The organism is Aeromonas sp. R7-5 (assembly GCF_040908015.1).
Taxonomy (GTDB): domain Bacteria; phylum Pseudomonadota; class Gammaproteobacteria; order Enterobacterales; family Aeromonadaceae; genus Aeromonas; species Aeromonas caviae.
Genome location: NZ_JBFOCZ010000028.1, coordinates 1 through 16,398, shown reverse-complemented (window position 1 = coordinate 16,398; position 16,398 = coordinate 1). Strand labels below are relative to the sequence as shown.

The 16,398-nt window shown below is 61.5% G+C and carries 17 protein-coding genes; 9 read left to right on the top strand and 8 right to left on the bottom strand.

Features of this window, described 5'->3' with window-relative positions; genetic code table 11:
- Positions 1-213: 213 nt before the first annotated feature.
- Positions 214-696: a pantetheine-phosphate adenylyltransferase gene (gene coaD, locus AB5Y53_RS11805; RefSeq protein ID WP_368182100.1), complete on the top strand. Its 483-nt coding sequence runs from the start codon at positions 214-216 to the stop codon at positions 694-696.
- Positions 697-770: 74 nt separating this feature from the next.
- Here coaD and AB5Y53_RS11800 read toward each other — a convergent pair whose 3' ends face one another.
- The 6 genes from AB5Y53_RS11800 to radC all read right to left on the bottom strand — a co-directional run bounded on the left by AB5Y53_RS11800 (position 771) and on the right by radC (position 4,419).
- Positions 771-1,643, bottom strand: a complete 873-nt coding sequence (locus AB5Y53_RS11800; protein WP_368182196.1) for a VirK/YbjX family protein — start codon at positions 1,641-1,643, stop codon at positions 771-773.
- A gap of 176 nt (positions 1,644-1,819) precedes the next feature.
- Positions 1,820-2,632, bottom strand: coding sequence for a bifunctional DNA-formamidopyrimidine glycosylase/DNA-(apurinic or apyrimidinic site) lyase (mutM, locus tag AB5Y53_RS11795; RefSeq protein WP_368182098.1), 813 nt, complete (start codon positions 2,630-2,632; stop codon positions 1,820-1,822).
- A 14-nt stretch (positions 2,633-2,646) separates the two neighbouring features.
- Positions 2,647-3,102 (bottom strand): hypothetical protein, encoded by a 456-nt coding sequence (locus tag AB5Y53_RS11790; protein WP_042864728.1) that lies wholly within the window; start codon positions 3,100-3,102, stop codon positions 2,647-2,649.
- A gap of 90 nt (positions 3,103-3,192) precedes the next feature.
- Entirely contained in the window at positions 3,193-3,360 is a 168-nt protein-coding gene (gene rpmG, locus AB5Y53_RS11785) for a 50S ribosomal protein L33 (RefSeq protein WP_005323752.1), read from the bottom strand.
- Positions 3,361-3,371: 11 nt separating this feature from the next.
- Positions 3,372-3,608 carry a 50S ribosomal protein L28 gene (rpmB, locus tag AB5Y53_RS11780; RefSeq protein ID WP_005307492.1) on the bottom strand — a complete coding sequence of 79 codons (237 nt, stop codon included), beginning with the start codon at positions 3,606-3,608 and terminating at the stop codon, positions 3,372-3,374.
- Between the two features lie 136 nt (positions 3,609-3,744).
- The gene (gene radC / locus AB5Y53_RS11775) at positions 3,745-4,419 is read right to left on the bottom strand and encodes a DNA repair protein RadC (RefSeq protein WP_039040991.1); all 675 of its coding nucleotides are present in this window, start codon (positions 4,417-4,419) and stop codon (positions 3,745-3,747) included.
- Between the two features lie 148 nt (positions 4,420-4,567).
- Between radC and coaBC the strand changes: the two genes are divergently transcribed.
- The 4 genes from coaBC (at position 4,568) to AB5Y53_RS11755 (ending at position 8,093) form a co-directional block, all read left to right on the top strand.
- Entirely contained in the window at positions 4,568-5,770 is a 1,203-nt protein-coding gene (gene coaBC, locus AB5Y53_RS11770) for a bifunctional phosphopantothenoylcysteine decarboxylase/phosphopantothenate--cysteine ligase CoaBC (protein WP_319861905.1), read from the top strand.
- A 76-nt stretch (positions 5,771-5,846) separates the two neighbouring features.
- Positions 5,847-6,305: a dUTP diphosphatase gene (dut, locus tag AB5Y53_RS11765; protein WP_010676116.1), complete on the top strand. Its 459-nt coding sequence runs from the start codon at positions 5,847-5,849 to the stop codon at positions 6,303-6,305.
- Positions 6,306-6,375: 70 nt separating this feature from the next.
- Entirely contained in the window at positions 6,376-6,972 is a 597-nt protein-coding gene (gene slmA, locus AB5Y53_RS11760; RefSeq protein ID WP_010676117.1) for a nucleoid occlusion factor SlmA, read from the top strand.
- A 284-nt stretch (positions 6,973-7,256) separates the two neighbouring features.
- Positions 7,257-8,093 (top strand): mechanosensitive ion channel domain-containing protein, encoded by an 837-nt coding sequence (locus AB5Y53_RS11755; RefSeq protein WP_039040993.1) that lies wholly within the window; start codon positions 7,257-7,259, stop codon positions 8,091-8,093.
- Between the two features lie 106 nt (positions 8,094-8,199).
- Here the strand turns inward: AB5Y53_RS11755 and AB5Y53_RS11750 are convergent, their stop codons facing one another.
- On the bottom strand, positions 8,200-8,388 hold the full coding sequence (locus AB5Y53_RS11750) for a hypothetical protein (protein ID WP_029314882.1): 189 nt from the start codon (positions 8,386-8,388) through the stop codon (positions 8,200-8,202).
- Between the two features lie 421 nt (positions 8,389-8,809).
- Here AB5Y53_RS11750 and pgi point away from each other — a divergent pair, with 421 nt between their 5' ends.
- The gene (gene pgi / locus AB5Y53_RS11745; protein ID WP_368182095.1) at positions 8,810-10,459 is read left to right on the top strand and encodes a glucose-6-phosphate isomerase; all 1,650 of its coding nucleotides are present in this window, start codon (positions 8,810-8,812) and stop codon (positions 10,457-10,459) included.
- A gap of 259 nt (positions 10,460-10,718) precedes the next feature.
- Here pgi and ilvC read toward each other — a convergent pair whose 3' ends face one another.
- Entirely contained in the window at positions 10,719-12,200 is a 1,482-nt protein-coding gene (ilvC, locus tag AB5Y53_RS11740; RefSeq protein ID WP_368182093.1) for a ketol-acid reductoisomerase, read from the bottom strand.
- A 193-nt stretch (positions 12,201-12,393) separates the two neighbouring features.
- On the opposite strand from ilvC, the gene ilvY reads away from it, so the two are divergent.
- The 3 genes from ilvY (at position 12,394) to AB5Y53_RS11725 (ending at position 16,250) form a co-directional block, all read left to right on the top strand.
- Entirely contained in the window at positions 12,394-13,287 is an 894-nt protein-coding gene (ilvY, locus tag AB5Y53_RS11735) for an HTH-type transcriptional activator IlvY (RefSeq protein ID WP_010676123.1), read from the top strand.
- A gap of 107 nt (positions 13,288-13,394) precedes the next feature.
- Complete coding sequence (locus AB5Y53_RS11730; protein ID WP_042878337.1) at positions 13,395-13,586, top strand: hypothetical protein; 192 nt, start codon at positions 13,395-13,397, stop codon at positions 13,584-13,586.
- 90 nt (positions 13,587-13,676) lie between these two features.
- Positions 13,677-16,250 carry a GNAT family N-acetyltransferase gene (locus AB5Y53_RS11725; protein WP_368182091.1) on the top strand — a complete coding sequence of 858 codons (2,574 nt, stop codon included), beginning with the start codon at positions 13,677-13,679 and terminating at the stop codon, positions 16,248-16,250.
- Positions 16,251-16,398: the final 148 nt, after the last annotated feature.

Genomic DNA, 16,398 nt, shown 5'->3' with positions numbered 1-16,398 from the left:
CCTATGCTCCCTGTCACCAGCGAAGGAGGCTTGATGCGCGATGCGGGTATTCTTGCCTGATGCAGGGCGATTCTCAAGCGAAGACGCCACGGGGCCCCGATTTGTGCGACCCCGGCCGCCGATCAGCGCCAGAAATCCGCACCATCCCGGTCGCGACAAACCGGCAACAGCCCCTATAATGCGACCAGTTTTCCGGTTTCAGGAATCAGCAGCATGACCAACAAGGTAATCTATCCCGGCACCTTCGATCCCATCACCAACGGCCATACCGATCTCATTGGCCGCGCCGCCAGACTGTTCGACAAGGTGGTGGTCGGGGTGGCCAACAGCCCGAGCAAACGGCCGCTGTTCGATCTCGAGGAGCGCGTTCAGCTAGCCCGACAGGTGACGGCTCACCTGCCCAACGTCAAGGTGGTGGGCTTCTCCGGCCTGCTGGTGGATTTTGCCAGGGAGCAGCAGGCCAACGTGCTGATCCGCGGCCTGCGCGCCGTCTCCGACTTCGAATACGAGTTCCAGCTCGCCAACATGAACCGTCGCCTGATGCCCACCCTGGAGAGCGTCTTCCTCACCCCGGCGGAGGAGAACTCCTTCATCTCCTCCACCCTGGTGAAGGAGGTGGCGCTGCACGGAGGTGACATCCACCAGTTCGTCGACCCCCTGGTGGCTCAGGCCATTGCCGCCAGGCAGCAGCGCTAATCCCCTCCCCTGATGGGCAGAAACGAACAAGGGCTACCCGCGGGTAGCCCTTGTTGCATCAACGCACTGCACGCCTAGCTGCGGGCAAACTGCTGGCGGATCGCCCGCTCCAGCCCGTCCAGCCACTCGTAGCGACGCCGGTACATGGCCCGCTTCTTGGCGGCCACCTCCTCCAGCGGCTTGCGCACCACGGGCTGCAGCCGCACGAAGTTGGCGTCCTGATCGAGGGCGCCAAACTCCTGCCACAGCTCGTCGTAGTCCGCCTGCAGGCAGGCTTTCTTCTTCTTGCTGTACCGTCTTGCCTGGAAGATGTGGGCCTTCATGCGCACCGCACAGACCCGGTGGGCCCCCATGGCCCCGGCCAGCGCCATCACCAGCATCACCACCAGCGACTTGGGTCTCAGACCCTGACCCGCCCGGGTCAATGCCCGTACCTGCTCCTGGGGCTGTTCGACACAGGGCTCCGGCCCCTGCACCGACCCGATCACCAGGGCCAGCTCCTGTTCGTTGCCCGCCAGGGAGAAAGCACAGCTGTAGAGTCGCTCCCCCCGCGCGTTGACGATGGAGAGCGCCAGCTCCGCCTCCCTGCGGAAGGTGCCGTCGTGACGCAGCACGATGCGCCAGCCGCCATCGGGATAATGGCCCAGCACTATCCCCTCCCCCAGATAGAGCGGGTCGATGAGCTCGGGGTACAGGCACAGCAGCAGGCGGTAGTGATCCTCCACCATCTTGACCCGCTGGTTCACCGTCGAGCAGGCGAAGCGATAGGGGCGCATCGGCTTGTCGAGCAGCTCGGGGTGGCGGGCGGGAAGCGCCCGCAGGGGGGCGCTCTGGAACAGCTCGAATACCCGGTTCAACTGCGCACGGTAGAGCAGACTGCGCAGCAAAAACTTGCCGCGATTGAAGGTCTTGCGGGCGCTGTCTTCGGGATAGAGGAAGCGGGCCATATCGTGGGCACAATAGTGCCCCTGCCGGGATAAATGTTCCCAGTCTATTGATTTAGCTGTCATTTTATTACCTCGCAGCCTGAACTGGCGAGATAGTAGTCATGGGCTGACGCCGCTTCAACAGACCGGAAATACTCTCTTACAACTTGGCCGGTTCCGGCTCAAAAACCCCTCTTTCAGCGTTGGCAGTGGGAGCAGAACACCGTGGTTCGCTGGCCCATCTTCACCTCGGTGAGCAGGGTGTGGCAGTGGAAACAGGGCTGGCCGCCACGGCCGTAAACCTGCAGCTGCTGCACGAAATAGCCTGGCTTGCCGTCGGCGCTGGTGAAATCCTTGAGGGTGGTGCCCCCCTGGCGAATGGCTTCGGCCAGCACCCGCTTGATCTCGCTCACCAGGGTGCCCAGCCGCTCGGCGCTGATGTTGCCCGCCGCCCGCCTGGGATGAATGCCGGCGGCATAGAGCGCCTCGTTGGCGTAGATGTTGCCCACCCCGACCACCACGTGGTTGTCCATCAGGAACTGCTTGATGGCGGTGCTGCGCCCCTTCGCCCGCTCCCGCAGGTAATCGGCATGGAAGGCATCGGTGAGGGGTTCCGGCCCCAGCTTGGCGAGCAGGGCATGGGCCTCGGCCGGTTCGCGGGTCCACAGCAGGGCGCCAAAACGGCGCGGATCGTTGAGCCGCAGCAGCTTGCCGTTGGCCAGCTCGATATCCACGTGATCGTGCTTCTCGGCCGGGGTGCCGATGTCCAGCACCCGCAGGCTGCCGGACATCCCGAGATGCAGGATGGCGGTGCCGAAGTCGGTCTCCAGCAACAGGTATTTGGCGCGGCGGCTGACGCGGTGGATGACGAGATCCACCAGCTCCTGGATATCGCCGGGCACGGGCCAGCGCAGGCGGCCGTCCCGCACCACCACGCGGGTCACCTTGATGCCGGTAAGCCAGGGGGAGATGCCCTGGCGGCTGACTTCGACTTCCGGTAATTCAGGCATGGGCGATCTCTCGTTCAGGGAATGGGACGCATCAGGTCACGGTATTGCGCCTGACTCAAGCTGAGCCAGGTCGAGGAGGGCAGCAGGGCGGCAAACTTGCCGTCGTCCTGATAGAGCCCGACTTCCACCGGATCGCTCTGTCCGGCGATCCAGATCTTGAGGGTCACCGGGGTGCCGCGCACGGGCTCGCCGGGGGGCAGCAGCCAGCCTTGCCACGCCTCGATGCGGGCCGCCAGCTGGGCGCTGCCAAGCCCCAGATCCGGCACGCTGCGCCAGCCCTGGCCGATACGCTCTATCTGCCAGCTCGGCCCCTGCCAGGTCAGTACCACGGCACTCTCCGGCAACAGCGGACGCGCGCGTTTGGCACTGTTCTCCTGCTGGGCCTGCTCCAGCCGGTGCAACAGGGTAATGACGATCAACACGACCACGATGATCACGTTGTTCCAGCCTTTGCGGCTCAATTTGAACATGGCTAGCCTCCCTTCGAATCGGCAGTGTACTGAATTCCAGCCATAAAAAAACCCGGCACGAGGCCGGGTTTTTGCAGCGAAACCAAGTAATTACTTGATTTTGCCTTCTTTGTAGATCACATGCTGACGAATCACGGGATCAAATTTCTTGATCTCCATTTTTTCGGGCATGGTGCGCTTGTTCTTGGTAGTGGTATAGAAGTGACCAGTACCGGCGCTGGAGTTCAGGCGAATCTTATCGCGAATACCTTTAGCCATGATCTAATTCCTTATACCTTAACGCCGCTGGCACGCAGTTCAGCCAGAACCACTTCAACGCCGCGCTTGTCGATGATACGCATGCCTTTTGCGGATACGCGCAGGCTCACGAAGCGTTTTTCACTCTCAACCCAGAAACGGTGAGTGTGCAGGTTCGGCAGGAAACGACGCTTGGTAGCGTTGTTAGCGTGCGAACGGTTGTTACCAACTGCCGGGCGCTTGCCGGTTACTTGGCATACTCTAGACATGTCAGTCTCTCCAAATCTTACTTCATTGCTCGAGCAAATATCTGCCCCGCTGGCCTTCGATTGCGGGGCAAACAGAAGGCGGCATTTTATACAGCATCCGTGATCAAAGATCAACTAATACAGTGCCAGAGCCCAGTCACAACCAACCACGCTCTGCGAAAGAAACCGTGATGCCATCACCGATCACCAGGTGATCAAGCACTCTGATATCGACCAGGGCCAGGGCGGCCAAGATCCGATCCGTGATCTGGCGGTCCGCCCGACTGGGCTCGGCCACGCCGGACGGGTGATTATGCGCCAGAATCACGGCGGCTGCATTATGTTTGAGCGCGATCTGCACGATTTCTCTGGGCCAGACGCTCGCCGAGTCGAGGGTGCCGTAAAAAAGTTCGACAAACCGGATGACCCTGTGCTGGTTGTCGAGCAGCAGCAGGGCGAACACCTCCCGCCCCCGATCCCGCAACTGGGCTTGCAGAAAGTCACGGGTGAGCCCTGGCGAGGTGAGCGCCTCTCCCCGTTGCAACTGTTCGGCCAGATGGCGCCGCCCCATCTCCAGCACCGCCTGCAACTGGGCATACTTGGCAGGTCCCAGCCCGTGAGCGCCACAAAAATCCTGCTGCTCGGCTCCCAGCAGTGCCCGCAGGGAACCAAACTGCTGCAACAACTGGCGGGAGAGGTCCACCGCACTCAACCCGCTGACCCCGGTGCGCAGGAAGATGGCCAGCAGTTCGGCATCGGAGAGCGTCGCCGCTCCTCGGCGCAGCAGCTTTTCCCTCGGGCGCTCCTCTTCCGGCCACTCCTTGATGCTCATTTGTCTCTCCCCACATGGCTATTGAGAGAAAACATAGCAAAGAATCCCGCGAGCCCGACCACAACTCCCCCATGTCAGCCTCTGTCGCCACCCATTGCCTGTGCTATCTTAGCCGACCAGTCAGAGTGAGCCGGAAGAGAAGCAGCAGATGAGATTGGCCGATAAACGCATCCTGTTGGGTGTCAGTGGCGGGATCGCCGCCTACAAGAGTGCCGAACTGGTACGTCGCCTGAAAGATCAGGGGGCCGAGGTGCGAGTGGTGATGACCCGCTCCGCCAAGGAGTTCATCACCCCGCTGACCCTGCAAGCCGTCTCCGGCCACCCGGTGGCCGACAGTCTGCTGGACCCGGCTGCCGAGGCGGGCATGGGCCACATCGAACTGGCCAAGTGGGCCGATCTGGTGCTGATCGCCCCCGCCAGCGCCAACCTGATGGCCCGCATGGCCGCCGGCATGGCGGACGAGTTGCTCACCACCCTCTGCCTTGCCACCCCGGCGACTATCGCCCTGGCGCCAGCCATGAACCAGCAGATGTACCGCAACGCCGCCACCCAGGCCAACCTCCAGACCCTCACCGAACGCGGCATTCAGCTGTGGGGGCCAGATTCCGGCAGCCAGGCCTGCGGCGATGTGGGCCCGGGCCGGATGCTGGATCCCCTGGAACTGGTGGAACGCTGCTGCCAGCAGCTCGCCGCCGAGCCACTCTTGGCAGGCGTCAGGCTGCTGCTCACAGCCGGGCCGACCCGCGAGGCGCTGGATCCGGTGCGCTATATCAGCAACCACAGCTCCGGCAAGATGGGCTACGCCATTGCCCGCGCCGCGCGCGAAGCGGGCGCGGAGGTGACCCTGGTGAGCGGCCCGGTGGCACTGGCCACCCCGGCCGGCGTTACCCGCATCGATGTGGAGAGTGCCCTGCAGATGCACGAAGCGGTGATGAGCCGGGTCGGTGAGTGCGACCTCTTTATCGGCTGCGCTGCCGTCGCCGACTACCGTCCCGCCCAGGTGGCCGAGCAAAAGATCAAGAAGACCGGCGACAACGACCAAATGCAGCTGACCCTGGTCAAAAACCCCGACATCATCGCCGATGTGGGGGCGTTGTCAGACAAACCCTTCACCGTCGGATTTGCCGCCGAAACCGTGGATGTGGAACAATACGCCCTCGACAAACTTCGACGTAAGCGGCTGGACATGATCGCAGCCAACGATGTGTCCCGTGCAGGCCAGGGTTTCAATGCCGATGACAACGCCCTGACCGTCTTCTGGCAAGGGGGTCAAGCCGCCCTGCCCCTGGCCGATAAGCTGACGCTCGCCCGTCATCTTGTCGCCCTGATTGCACGCCATTATCGACCCTGAGCCCATTGAACATGCCGGGAGCCCCAGGCTCCTGCAGTACCACCCGATCGCCAGGCGATCCAATTGAAAAAGATTCATGACGACACAAATTGAACTGAAAATCCTGGATGCCCGCATCGGCACCGACTTCCCGCTGCCCGCCTACGCCACACCGGGCTCCGCTGGCATGGACTTGCGCGCCCTGCTGGATGCCCCGCTGACCCTGGCCCCGGGCGACACCACGCTGGTGCCGACCGGGCTGGCCATTCACATCCAGGATCCGGGTCTGTGCGCCACCATCCTGCCCCGCTCCGGCCTCGGCCATAAGCACGGCATCGTGCTGGGCAACCTGGTCGGCCTCATCGACTCCGACTACCAGGGTCAGTTGATGGTCTCGGTCTGGAACCGTGGCAACGACAGCTTCACCATGCAGCCTGGCGAGCGCATCGCCCAGCTGGTGATCCTGCCGGTGGTACAGGCCAGCTTCCAGTTGGTCGACGAATTCAATCAGAGTGAACGGGGTGAAGGCGGGTTTGGTTCTTCTGGTCGCCAATAACAAGACCACACGACCCCCTGGGGCACGTGCCAAATAATAGAATCAAGCCATTGTTTTTTTAGGGGAATCCATGGCAAGCAGTAACCAGAAACAGAGTCGGCGCGATCAGATCCTGCAGGCACTCGCCCACATGCTGGAAACCAGCCCGGGCCAGCGCATCACCACGGCACGCCTCGCGGCCGAGGTGGGCGTGTCCGAGGCGGCCCTCTACCGGCATTTTCCCAGCAAGGCGAGGATGTTCGAGGGGCTGATCGACTTTATCGAGGATTCCCTGCTGTCACGGGTCAACCTGATCATGGCCGAAGAGAAGGACACCATGGCCCGCTGCCATCACATACTGCAGCTGCTGCTGGTATTCGCCGAGCGCAACCCCGGCATCACCCGCATTCTCAATGGCGATGCCCTGCTGGGCGAACACGATCGGCTGCGGGATCGCATCAGCATCCTGTTCGACAAGCTGGAGACCCAGATCAAGCAGGTACTGCGCGAGAAACGGCTGCGGGAAGGCCAGGGCTTCCAGCTCGACGAGACCATGCTGGCCAACCTGCTGCTGGCCTATACCGAGGGCCGCATCAGCCAGTTCGTCCGCTCGGAGTTCAAAATCAAGCCCACTGCCGGCTTTGAAGATCAGTGGCAATTTATCCGCAGCCAGCTGCTGCAAAGCTGAGCCAGCAGACCGCATCAACCAATGCACGTCCGCTCCGAGCTCACAATCAAACCCACCGCCGGGTTTGAAGATCAGTGGCAGTTTATCCGCAGCCAGCAGCTGCAAAGCTGAGTGCGCACATGCCCAGCGTCCCTGCGCCAACAGGGTTGTGACAAAACGGGAGGCCTTGGCCTCCCTTGCTTTTTGTGGCACAAAAGAAGAGACAAGCACCAGATGCGACCCAGCTTGTCGCGCTCAAATGTTAGATTCATCTGCCATAAATCTTCACACCAACAGGACATCCTATGGAACCCGAGATCATTACCGAAGCACAGACCTGGCTGACCAACAACCAGGGACTGATCATCGAGTATGCGGTCAACATCGCCGCCGCCCTGATCACCCTGCTGGTCGGTTACATTGCCGCCAACCTTCTCAGCGGTGGGGTGGTCAAGGTGATGCAGACCCGCAAGCTGGACACCACCGTCACCCACTTCGTCGGCAGCATCCTCAAATACACCATCCTGGTGTTCGTGGTGATCGCCGCCCTGGGTCGGGTCGGGGTGCAGACCGCCTCCTTCGTGGCCATCATAGGTGCCGCCGGTCTGGCCATCGGTCTGGCGCTGCAGGGCTCTCTCTCCAACTTTGCCGCCGGTTTCCTGCTCATCATCTTCCGCCCCATCAAGGCAGGGGAATTTATCGAGGTGGCAGGCACCAATGGCGTTGTGCAATCGGTGCAGCTCTTCACCACCACCCTCACCTCCGGTGACAACAAGATGGTAGTAGTGCCGAACTCCGCCATCCTCAACGGCACCATCGTCAACTACTCGCGCATGGATACCCGCCGCGTCGACATGACCTTCGGCATCGGCTACGGCTCGGATCTCCGCAAGGCCAAACAGATCCTGGAGCGGCTGGTGAGCGAAGAGCCCCGCATCCTGAAGGAGCCGGCAGCCACCATTGCCGTTGCCGCGCTGGCCGACTCCTCGGTCAATATCGTGGTGCGCCCCTGGGTCAAGACCGGCGACTACTGGGGTGTCTGGTTCGACTTCCACGAGAAGGTGAAGCTCACCTTCGACGCCGAGGGCATCGAGATCCCCTTCCCCCAGCGTGTGGTCCACATGCAAAAGACGGCGGATTGATCCTCGGTGTGCGTTCTCCAGTGCCAGCCTTCGGGCTGGCACTGTCGTTTCTGCCTTCTGTGACATGAAAAAAACCGGCCACAGGCCGGTCTTGCGCACCGTGTTCTCACCCCAGCCGGCGTGCAACCCGGTTGAGCAGGGGCTGCATCAGCACATAGCCCCCCAGCACGGCTCCGATCACCGCCAGCACGCGGATCTCCAGCGTCGGCGCCGCATTGGCCAGCGTCAGGGTCAGCAAACCGATGAGGCCGGTGGCGATCAGGCTCAGGGCAAACAGGGATAACAGGGCTTTCATCTCGATCTCCTCATTCCACACCATTGATTCCATACCTTGGCCATCCCTGGGAGATCTCGTCCATTCGGCTCATATGGTAGCCAGCGTCTGTTGCCCGCCATTTGCGCCTGCTCAAAAAACCGTCCGATGAGCGTCTGTTGAATACCCTTTTATCTGTCACGCCAGCTTTCCAGCGCCACGGCCGTGCTCCCCTTGAAATGAAAGCCTTTTCAACCCGAACAAGCATGCGCGAACGCAAGATCCCGGGGTACTGGGTGACTCATAATCGCACTGTTTTGGTTGTACACTCCCTCGTTGCAGACAATTGGTAATGCTCTGTTACACGGGGCGCACGGAGTGCCCGGTATAATGCTCGCATAATAAGGTTTGGCGGGAGCCTTGCCTGCAAGGTTCAAACACAACTTGGAAGACTGATAATCCTATGAAAAATATCAATCCAACCCGGACCCAGGCCTGGCAGGCACTGGAAGCCCATTTTGCAGCCAACAAGGAGATGCGTCTCAAGGATCTGTTCGCACAGGATCCCAAGCGTTTTGACAAGTTCTCCCTCACCTTCGGTGGCGACATCCTGGTCGACTACTCCAAGAACCTGATCACCGAAGAGACCCTCAAGCTGCTGGTGAACCTGGCTGGCGAGACCGATCTGCGCAGCGCCATCGACGCCATGTTCAACGGCGACAAGATCAACATGACCGAAGGGCGCGCCGTACTGCACACCGCCCTGCGCAACCGCTCCGACCGTCCCATCGAGGTTGACGGCAAGGACGTGATGCCGGAAGTGAACGCCGTACTGGCCAAGATGAAGGGCTTCTGCGAGAAGGTCATCGGTGGCGAGTGGAAGGGCTATACTGGCAAGGCCATCCAGCACGTGGTCAACATCGGCATTGGTGGCTCCGATCTGGGCCCCGTCATGATCACCGAGGCCCTGCGCCCCTACAAGAATCACCTGGAGATGCACTTCGTCTCCAACGTTGACGGCACCCACATCGCCGAGGCGCTCAAGAAGATCGATCCGGAAACCACCCTGTTCCTGGTGGCCTCAAAGACCTTCACCACCCAAGAGACCATGACCAACGCCCTGACCGCCCGCGACTGGTTCCTCGGTCATGCCGGTGACAAGGCCCACGTTGCCAAGCACTTCGCCGCCCTCTCGACCAACGGCAAGGCCGTGGCCGAGTTCGGCATCGACACCGACAACATGTTCGAGTTCTGGGACTGGGTCGGCGGCCGCTACTCCTCCTGGTCCGCCATCGGCATGCCCATCGCCCTCTCCCTCGGCTTCGAGCACTTCGAGGCCCTGCTGCAAGGCGCCTTCGAGATGGACATGCACTTCGCCACTGCCGCCTATGAACAGAACGTGCCCGTACTGCTGGCCCTGATCGGCCTGTGGTACAACAACTTCCATGGTGCCGAGTCCGAAGCTATCCTGCCGTACGATCAGTACATGCATCGCTTCCCTGCCTACTTCCAGCAAGGCAACATGGAGTCCAACGGCAAGTACGTGGACCGCGACGGTAATCCGGTGGACTACCAGACCGGCCCCATCATCTGGGGTGAGCCGGGTACCAACGGCCAGCACGCCTTCTACCAGCTGATCCATCAGGGCACCAAGCTGATCCCCTGCGACTTCCTGGCGCCGGCCATCAGCCATAACCCCATCGGTGACCACCATCCGAAGCTCCTGGCCAACTTCTTCGCCCAGACCGAGGCCCTGGCCTTCGGCAAGAGCAAGGAAGCGGTGGAGGCCGAGTTCCTGGCCGCCGGCAAGACCCTGGAGCAGGTCAAGGATCTGGTGCCATTCAAGGTGTTCGAAGGCAACCGCCCGACCAACTCCATCCTGTTCAAGCAGCTGACCCCGAAAACCCTCGGCTCCCTGATCGCCATGTACGAGCACAAGATCTTCGTACAGGGCGCAATCTGGAACATCTTCTCCTTCGACCAGTGGGGTGTGGAGCTGGGCAAACAGCTGGCCAACAAGATCCTGCCGGAGCTGGGCACCGATGAGGCCGTCACCAGCCACGACGGCTCCACCAACGGCCTGATCAACACCTGGAAAGCCTGGAAGGCCTGATTGCTCCCGCCCTCCAGAATGCAAAAGCCCCGCTCGATGAGCGGGGCTTTTTTATTGCTATCAATCGGTCTGTTTGCATCATCCGGACGACAGGCCAGGTGTCTAAGCCAGCCAGTAACGGGGATCGTCATCCCCGCCCCTTCCGATGCCGCTCAGCGAAGGCTTAACCGCCGACGGCAATACGCTTCATGTCCTTCATGTAACCACGCAGGGTCTGGCCGATCTTCTCGCACCAAGCATGGTTGCGGGTCATGCCAGATTAACCGCCAACAGCGATGCGCTTCATGTCCTTCATGTAACCACGCAGGGTCTGGCCGATCTTCTCGATCGGGTGGTTGCGGGTCGCTTCGTTGGCAGCCAGCAAGGCCAGGTTGTCCACCGCCTTGCTCTCGGCACGGGCACTGCCCAGGTCCCCTGCTTGCAGAGTCGGCATGAAGTGCTCGCGCAGCAGCGGCATGGCGGCGTTGGCGAACAGGTAGTTGCCGTACTCCGCGGTATCGGAGATGACCACGTTCATTTCGTACAGACGCTTGCGGGCGACGGTGTTGGCGATCAGCGGCAGCTCGTGCAGAGACTCGTAGTAGGCGGACTCTTCATAGATGCCGGAGGCCACCATGGTTTCGAACGCCAGCTCGACACCCGCCTTGACCATGGCCACCATGACCACGCCATTGTCGAAGTACTCCTGCTCGGCGATCTTGCCGGCATAGGCAGGGGCATTCTCGAAGGCGGACTTGCCGGTCTCTTCGCGCCAGCCGAACAGCTTGGCATCGTCTTCGGCCCAGTCAGCCATCATGCCGCGGGAGAACTCGCCGGCGATGATGTCATCCATGTGCTTCTCGAACAGCGGACGCATCAGGGTGCGCAGTTGCTCGGAGAGCTCGAAGGCACGCAGCTTGGCCGGGTTGGAGAGACGGTCCATCATCAGGCTGATGCCACCCTGCTTCAGGGCCTCGGTGATGGTCTCCCAGCCGAACTGGATCAGCTTGCCGGCATAGGCCGGGTCGGTGCCCTCGGCAACCAGCTTGTCGTAGCAGAGCAGGGAACCGGCCTGCAGCATGCCGCACAGAATGGTCTGCTCGCCCATCAGGTCAGATTTCACTTCCGCGACGAAGGAAGATTCCAGCACGCCGGCACGATCGCCACCGGTAGCAGAGGCCCACGCCTTGGCGATGGCCATGCCCTCACCCTGGGGATCGTTCTCCGGGTGGACGGCGATCAGGGTTGGTACGCCGAAGCCGCGCTTGTACTCTTCACGCACTTCGGTGCCCGGGCATTTGGGTGCAACCATCACGACGGTGATGTCGGAACGGATCTGCTGACCCTCTTCCACCACGTTGAAGCCGTGGGAGTAGCCCAGAGCGGCGCCCTGCTTCATCAGCGGCATCACGGTTTTGACGACGTCGGAGTGCTGCTTGTCCGGAGTCAGGTTCAGCACCAGATCGGCGGTCGGGATCAGATCTTCATAGGTGCCGACCACGAAGCCGTTGTCGGTGGCCTTCTGCCAGGAGGCGCGCTTCTCGGTGATGGCGGCCTTGCGCAGGGCGTAGGAGATGTCCAACCCGGAGTCGCGCATGTTCAGACCCTGGTTCAGGCCCTGGGCGCCACAGCCCACAATCACCACCTTCTTGCCCTTCAGCACGTTGCAGCCGTCCGCGAACTCTTCGCGCTGCATGAAACGACACTTGCCCAGCTGGGCCAACTGCTGACGCAGGTTCAAGGTGTTGAAATAGTTAGCCATGGTGATTGCTCCGTTCGATTGATTCCATGCCGGATAGCGGCGTTGTCGAAACCACTATAGCGCGGGACACTTATTGCCTGAACTGATATATTCGAAACAGTACGTTGCAGGAATTGAAATGTGATTTCCCGTAATCTCCCGCCGCCGAGCCATCGTGCTACAGGGCGCCTGACAACGCCGCAGGAATAAAAAGATGGACCTTCGCAATCTCGAACTGTTTCTCCACCTCGCCGACTCCCTCCACTTCGGCAAAAGCGCCGATGCCATGGCGGTCAGCCCCTCCACCCTGAGCCGCGCCATCCAGCGACTGGAACAGGAGACCGGCTGCGTGCTGTTCGAGCGGGACAACCGCTCGGTGCGGCTCACCCCTGCTGGTGACAAGCTGCGGGAGTTTGGCGGTGCCTTGCTGCAGGAGTGGCGCCAACTCAAACAGGAGCTCAAGCGCAGCGACGAGCCGCTGCAAGGGCGGCTGCGGGTGTTCTGTTCGGTTACCGCCAGCTACTTTCTGCTACCCGAGGTACTGGAACGCTTTCGTCGCCGTTATCCCCAACTGGAGATCAAGCTGGAGACCGGCGACCCTGCACTGGCAGTGGACAAGATCCTGGCTGACGAAGCCGATCTCGCCATCGCAGCGAGGCCGGATGCGCTCTCGTCCAAGCTGGAATTCGCCAGCCTGCAACAAGTCCCTCTGGTGTTCATCGCCCCCCGCAATGCCCCCCAGCAGGGTCAGTGGTTCCCCCAGGGCGAACCTGACTGGGAGCGCCTGCCGCTGATCCTCTCCGAACAGGGGCTGGCCCGAAAGCGCTGTGATCAATGGTTTCGCAACAAGGGGATAGCTCCCAACATCTATGCAGAAGTGGCGGGCAACGAGGGCATCGTCGCCATGGTGGCCCTCGGCTTCGGTGTGGGTGTCGTGCCTGCCGCCGTCATCGATCACAGCCCCATGGGAGACAAGGTGCGTGTGGTCGAGCCCAAACCGGCGCTCAAGGCGTTCGACGTCGGCATCGCCGTGCTCAAGAAGCGGCTGGAAGAGCCGCTGATCCGCGCCTTCTGGGACACCGCACGCGGCCAGGGAGGCCTTCGCTGATCCGGCAGGCGTCAGAGCCACGGTGAGTGTCAAATGTATCAGTATGAAAGTGGGGGAGAAGAGGGGACACTGGCCGGCACCATCCAGCCACCATCAAGGAATAGAGCGTGAGCCAGCATCTTGTCGAAATCCGCAGTGCCATCCTGTTCGCAGAATATCTGCAAAGCCTCGGGGTCCAGCGCCATGAACTCGATCGGGAGCAGGAGATCTATCTCCAGGACAAGCACCTCGCCACGGTGCAATGCATTCAGGGGGAGCTGCGCTTTTATCTGCGCGCCAGCGCACTGGCCAGATCGTGATCCGCAATCGGTCACAGAACCCGCACGCAAAGCGTATTAGACTGGCACCATCCGTCCCCCTCGCCCCGGGGGCCACCACGAGGAGTGCCCATGAAACAAAGCGGCCTGGATCGGCTCTTCAAACCTCACTCGATCGCCGTCATCGGCGCCTCCAGTGATCCGCAGAAGGCAGGCCATGTGGTCATCCGGCACCTGCTGGCGGGTCAGTTCCAGGGCCCTATACTACCCGTAGCCCCCCGCAGCCAGGCCATCGCTGGCGTGCTCGCCTATCCGGACATAGAGAGCCTTCCCCTCTCCCCCGATCTCGCCATCGTCTGTACCCGGCGCGAACGGGTACTGCCGCTCATCGAGGAGCTCGGCAAGAAAGGAACCGGAGCCGCCATCATACTGGCCGCCCAGTTCTCCACTGACGAGCGCCTGCGGCTCAAGCATCTGTGCCAGCAATACGGCATCCGGCTGCTCGGCCCCAACAGCATGGGCATGCTGCTCCCCGGGCAGGGTATCAACGCCAGCTTTTCCCCCATTGCAGCGACTCCGGGACAGGTGGCGTTTCTCTCCCAGTCGGCAGCGGTCAGCACCACCATCCTGGATTGGGCCAAGCAGCGCGAAATCGGCTTCTCGGCCTTCATCTCCCTGGGCGATCATTGCGACATCGACTTTGGCCAACTGCTGGATCAGCTCTCCCGGGACGGGACGACCCGCGCCATCCTGATCTACATGGACAAGCTGCACGATGCCAGGCACTTTCTCTCCGCCGCCCGTGCCGCCTCGCGTAACAAACCCATCCTGATCCTCAAGAGCGGTCGGCACGACCCAGCCAGCGGTCTCGACAATGTCTATGATGCCGCCATCCGCCGGGCTGGCATGCTGCGCGTCCGGGATACCCACGAACTGTTTGCCACTGTCGAGACCCTGAGCCACTCCCTGACCCTCAAGGGGGAGCGGCTCGCCATACTCTCCAACGGGCGCGGCCTCGCCAACATGGCCGCAGACGTACTGCTGTCTCGGGGAGGCAAGCTGGCGATGCCACCCCTCGACATCGGCAGCGATGCAGATATCGAGGCCTACAAGAGTGCACTCGAGACGCTGCTCCAAGGGGACAGTGCCGATGCCATCCTGCTGATCCATGCACCGTCCCTCACCGCCCGAGGTGTCACCCTCGCCAGCAACCTGATCGACTTCATCAAGCAGCATCCCAGGGCCAGACGATTCAACATACTGACCAACTGGGCAGGCGAATACTCCGCCCAAGAGGGGAGACGCCTGTTCAACGAGGCGGGCATCCCGACCTATCGCACCCCGGAAAGCGCCGTCACGGCCTTCATGCACATGGTGGAATATCGCCGCAACCAGAAACAGTTGATGGAAACACCGGCCTCCCTGCAGGGCGACAGGCTCGATGTCGAGCGCTGCCAGCAGCTCCTTGGGCAAGCGCTGGACCGCCAGCAGCGGGTGCTGGACACCCACCTGGCCCATCCCATCTTGCAGGCAGCCGGGCTATCCACCCTCGCGACCTGGATCGTTTCCGATGCCATCGAGGCCGCACTGACTGCAGAACAGATTGGCTACCCCGTAGCGGTGAAGCTGCGATCTCCCGACATCGCCCACAAATCCGATGTACACGGTGTCATGCTGAACCTGCGCACCTCGGCGGAAGTCGCCCAGGCGGCGGATGCCATTCTGGACAGGGTACGTCAGCATGATCCTGGCGCCCGCATAGAAGGGCTGCTGGTACAACGCATGGCACGCCGCAGCGGGGGTCTGGAGCTACGGATCCGCTTGCAGCAGGATCCGGTCTTCGGCCCCGTCATCCTGCTCGGGGAATCCGGCGCCGAGCCCCGCGAGATGGTCGCGGCCCTTCCTCCCCTCAACCAGGCACTGGCTCGCTACCAGATCATTGGTGCCCTCAAGGATGGCAAGATCCGCGAGCAGGCCAGTCCGGTACGGCTCGATATCGACGCCCTCGGCCAGGTGCTGTGCCAGCTCTCCGAGCTGCTGCTGGCCTTCCCCGAGATACAAGAACTGGATCTGCACCCGCTGCAGGCCTGTGGCGAAGAGATGGTGATCCTGGATGCCCGGCTCGTCTTGGCAGAGCGAGGCCAACAAGTGCTGCCACTGGCCATTCGCCCCTATCCCACCGAGCTGGAAGAGGGTGCCTGGCTGAAAGATCAGAGTCATGTGCTGCTGCGCCCCATCCGCCCCGAAGACGAGCCGGCCCACAAGCAGTTCGTGCGGCAGGTGTCTGATGAAGACAGGTACAAACGCTTCTTCGCCGACGTGGGGGAGCTGGGGCATGAGGAGCTGGCCCGCATGACCCAGATCGATTACGACCGGGAAATGGCCTTCGTCGCCGTGGGTCAGGACGGCCCTTTCAGCCAGCAGATCCTGGGAGTGGTGCGAGCCATTGCCAGCCCGGATCAATCGGATGCGGAGTTTGCCATCCTGGTCCGCTCAGACTTGAAAGGGCTCGGACTCGGCAAGTTGATGATGGAAAAGATCGTGCGCTATGCCAGAGAGCGTGGCATAGGCCAGCTCTCTGGCATGACCATGCCCAGCAATCGCGGCATGATCAATCTGGCCAAACGGCTCGGTTTCAAGATCGATATTCAGCTGGAAGATGGGATAGTCAACATGGAGCTGCCCTGTGCTGATCAGGTTGTATAACGATACAATCGTGTGTGGTAAATCAAGCAGATATGGATGGATAACGTGAATTTCAGGCAATAAAAAACCCCGCTCGAGTGAGCGGGGTTTCTTGTATTGGGTGCCTGGCAGTGTCCTACTCTCGCATGGCGAATGCCACACTACCATC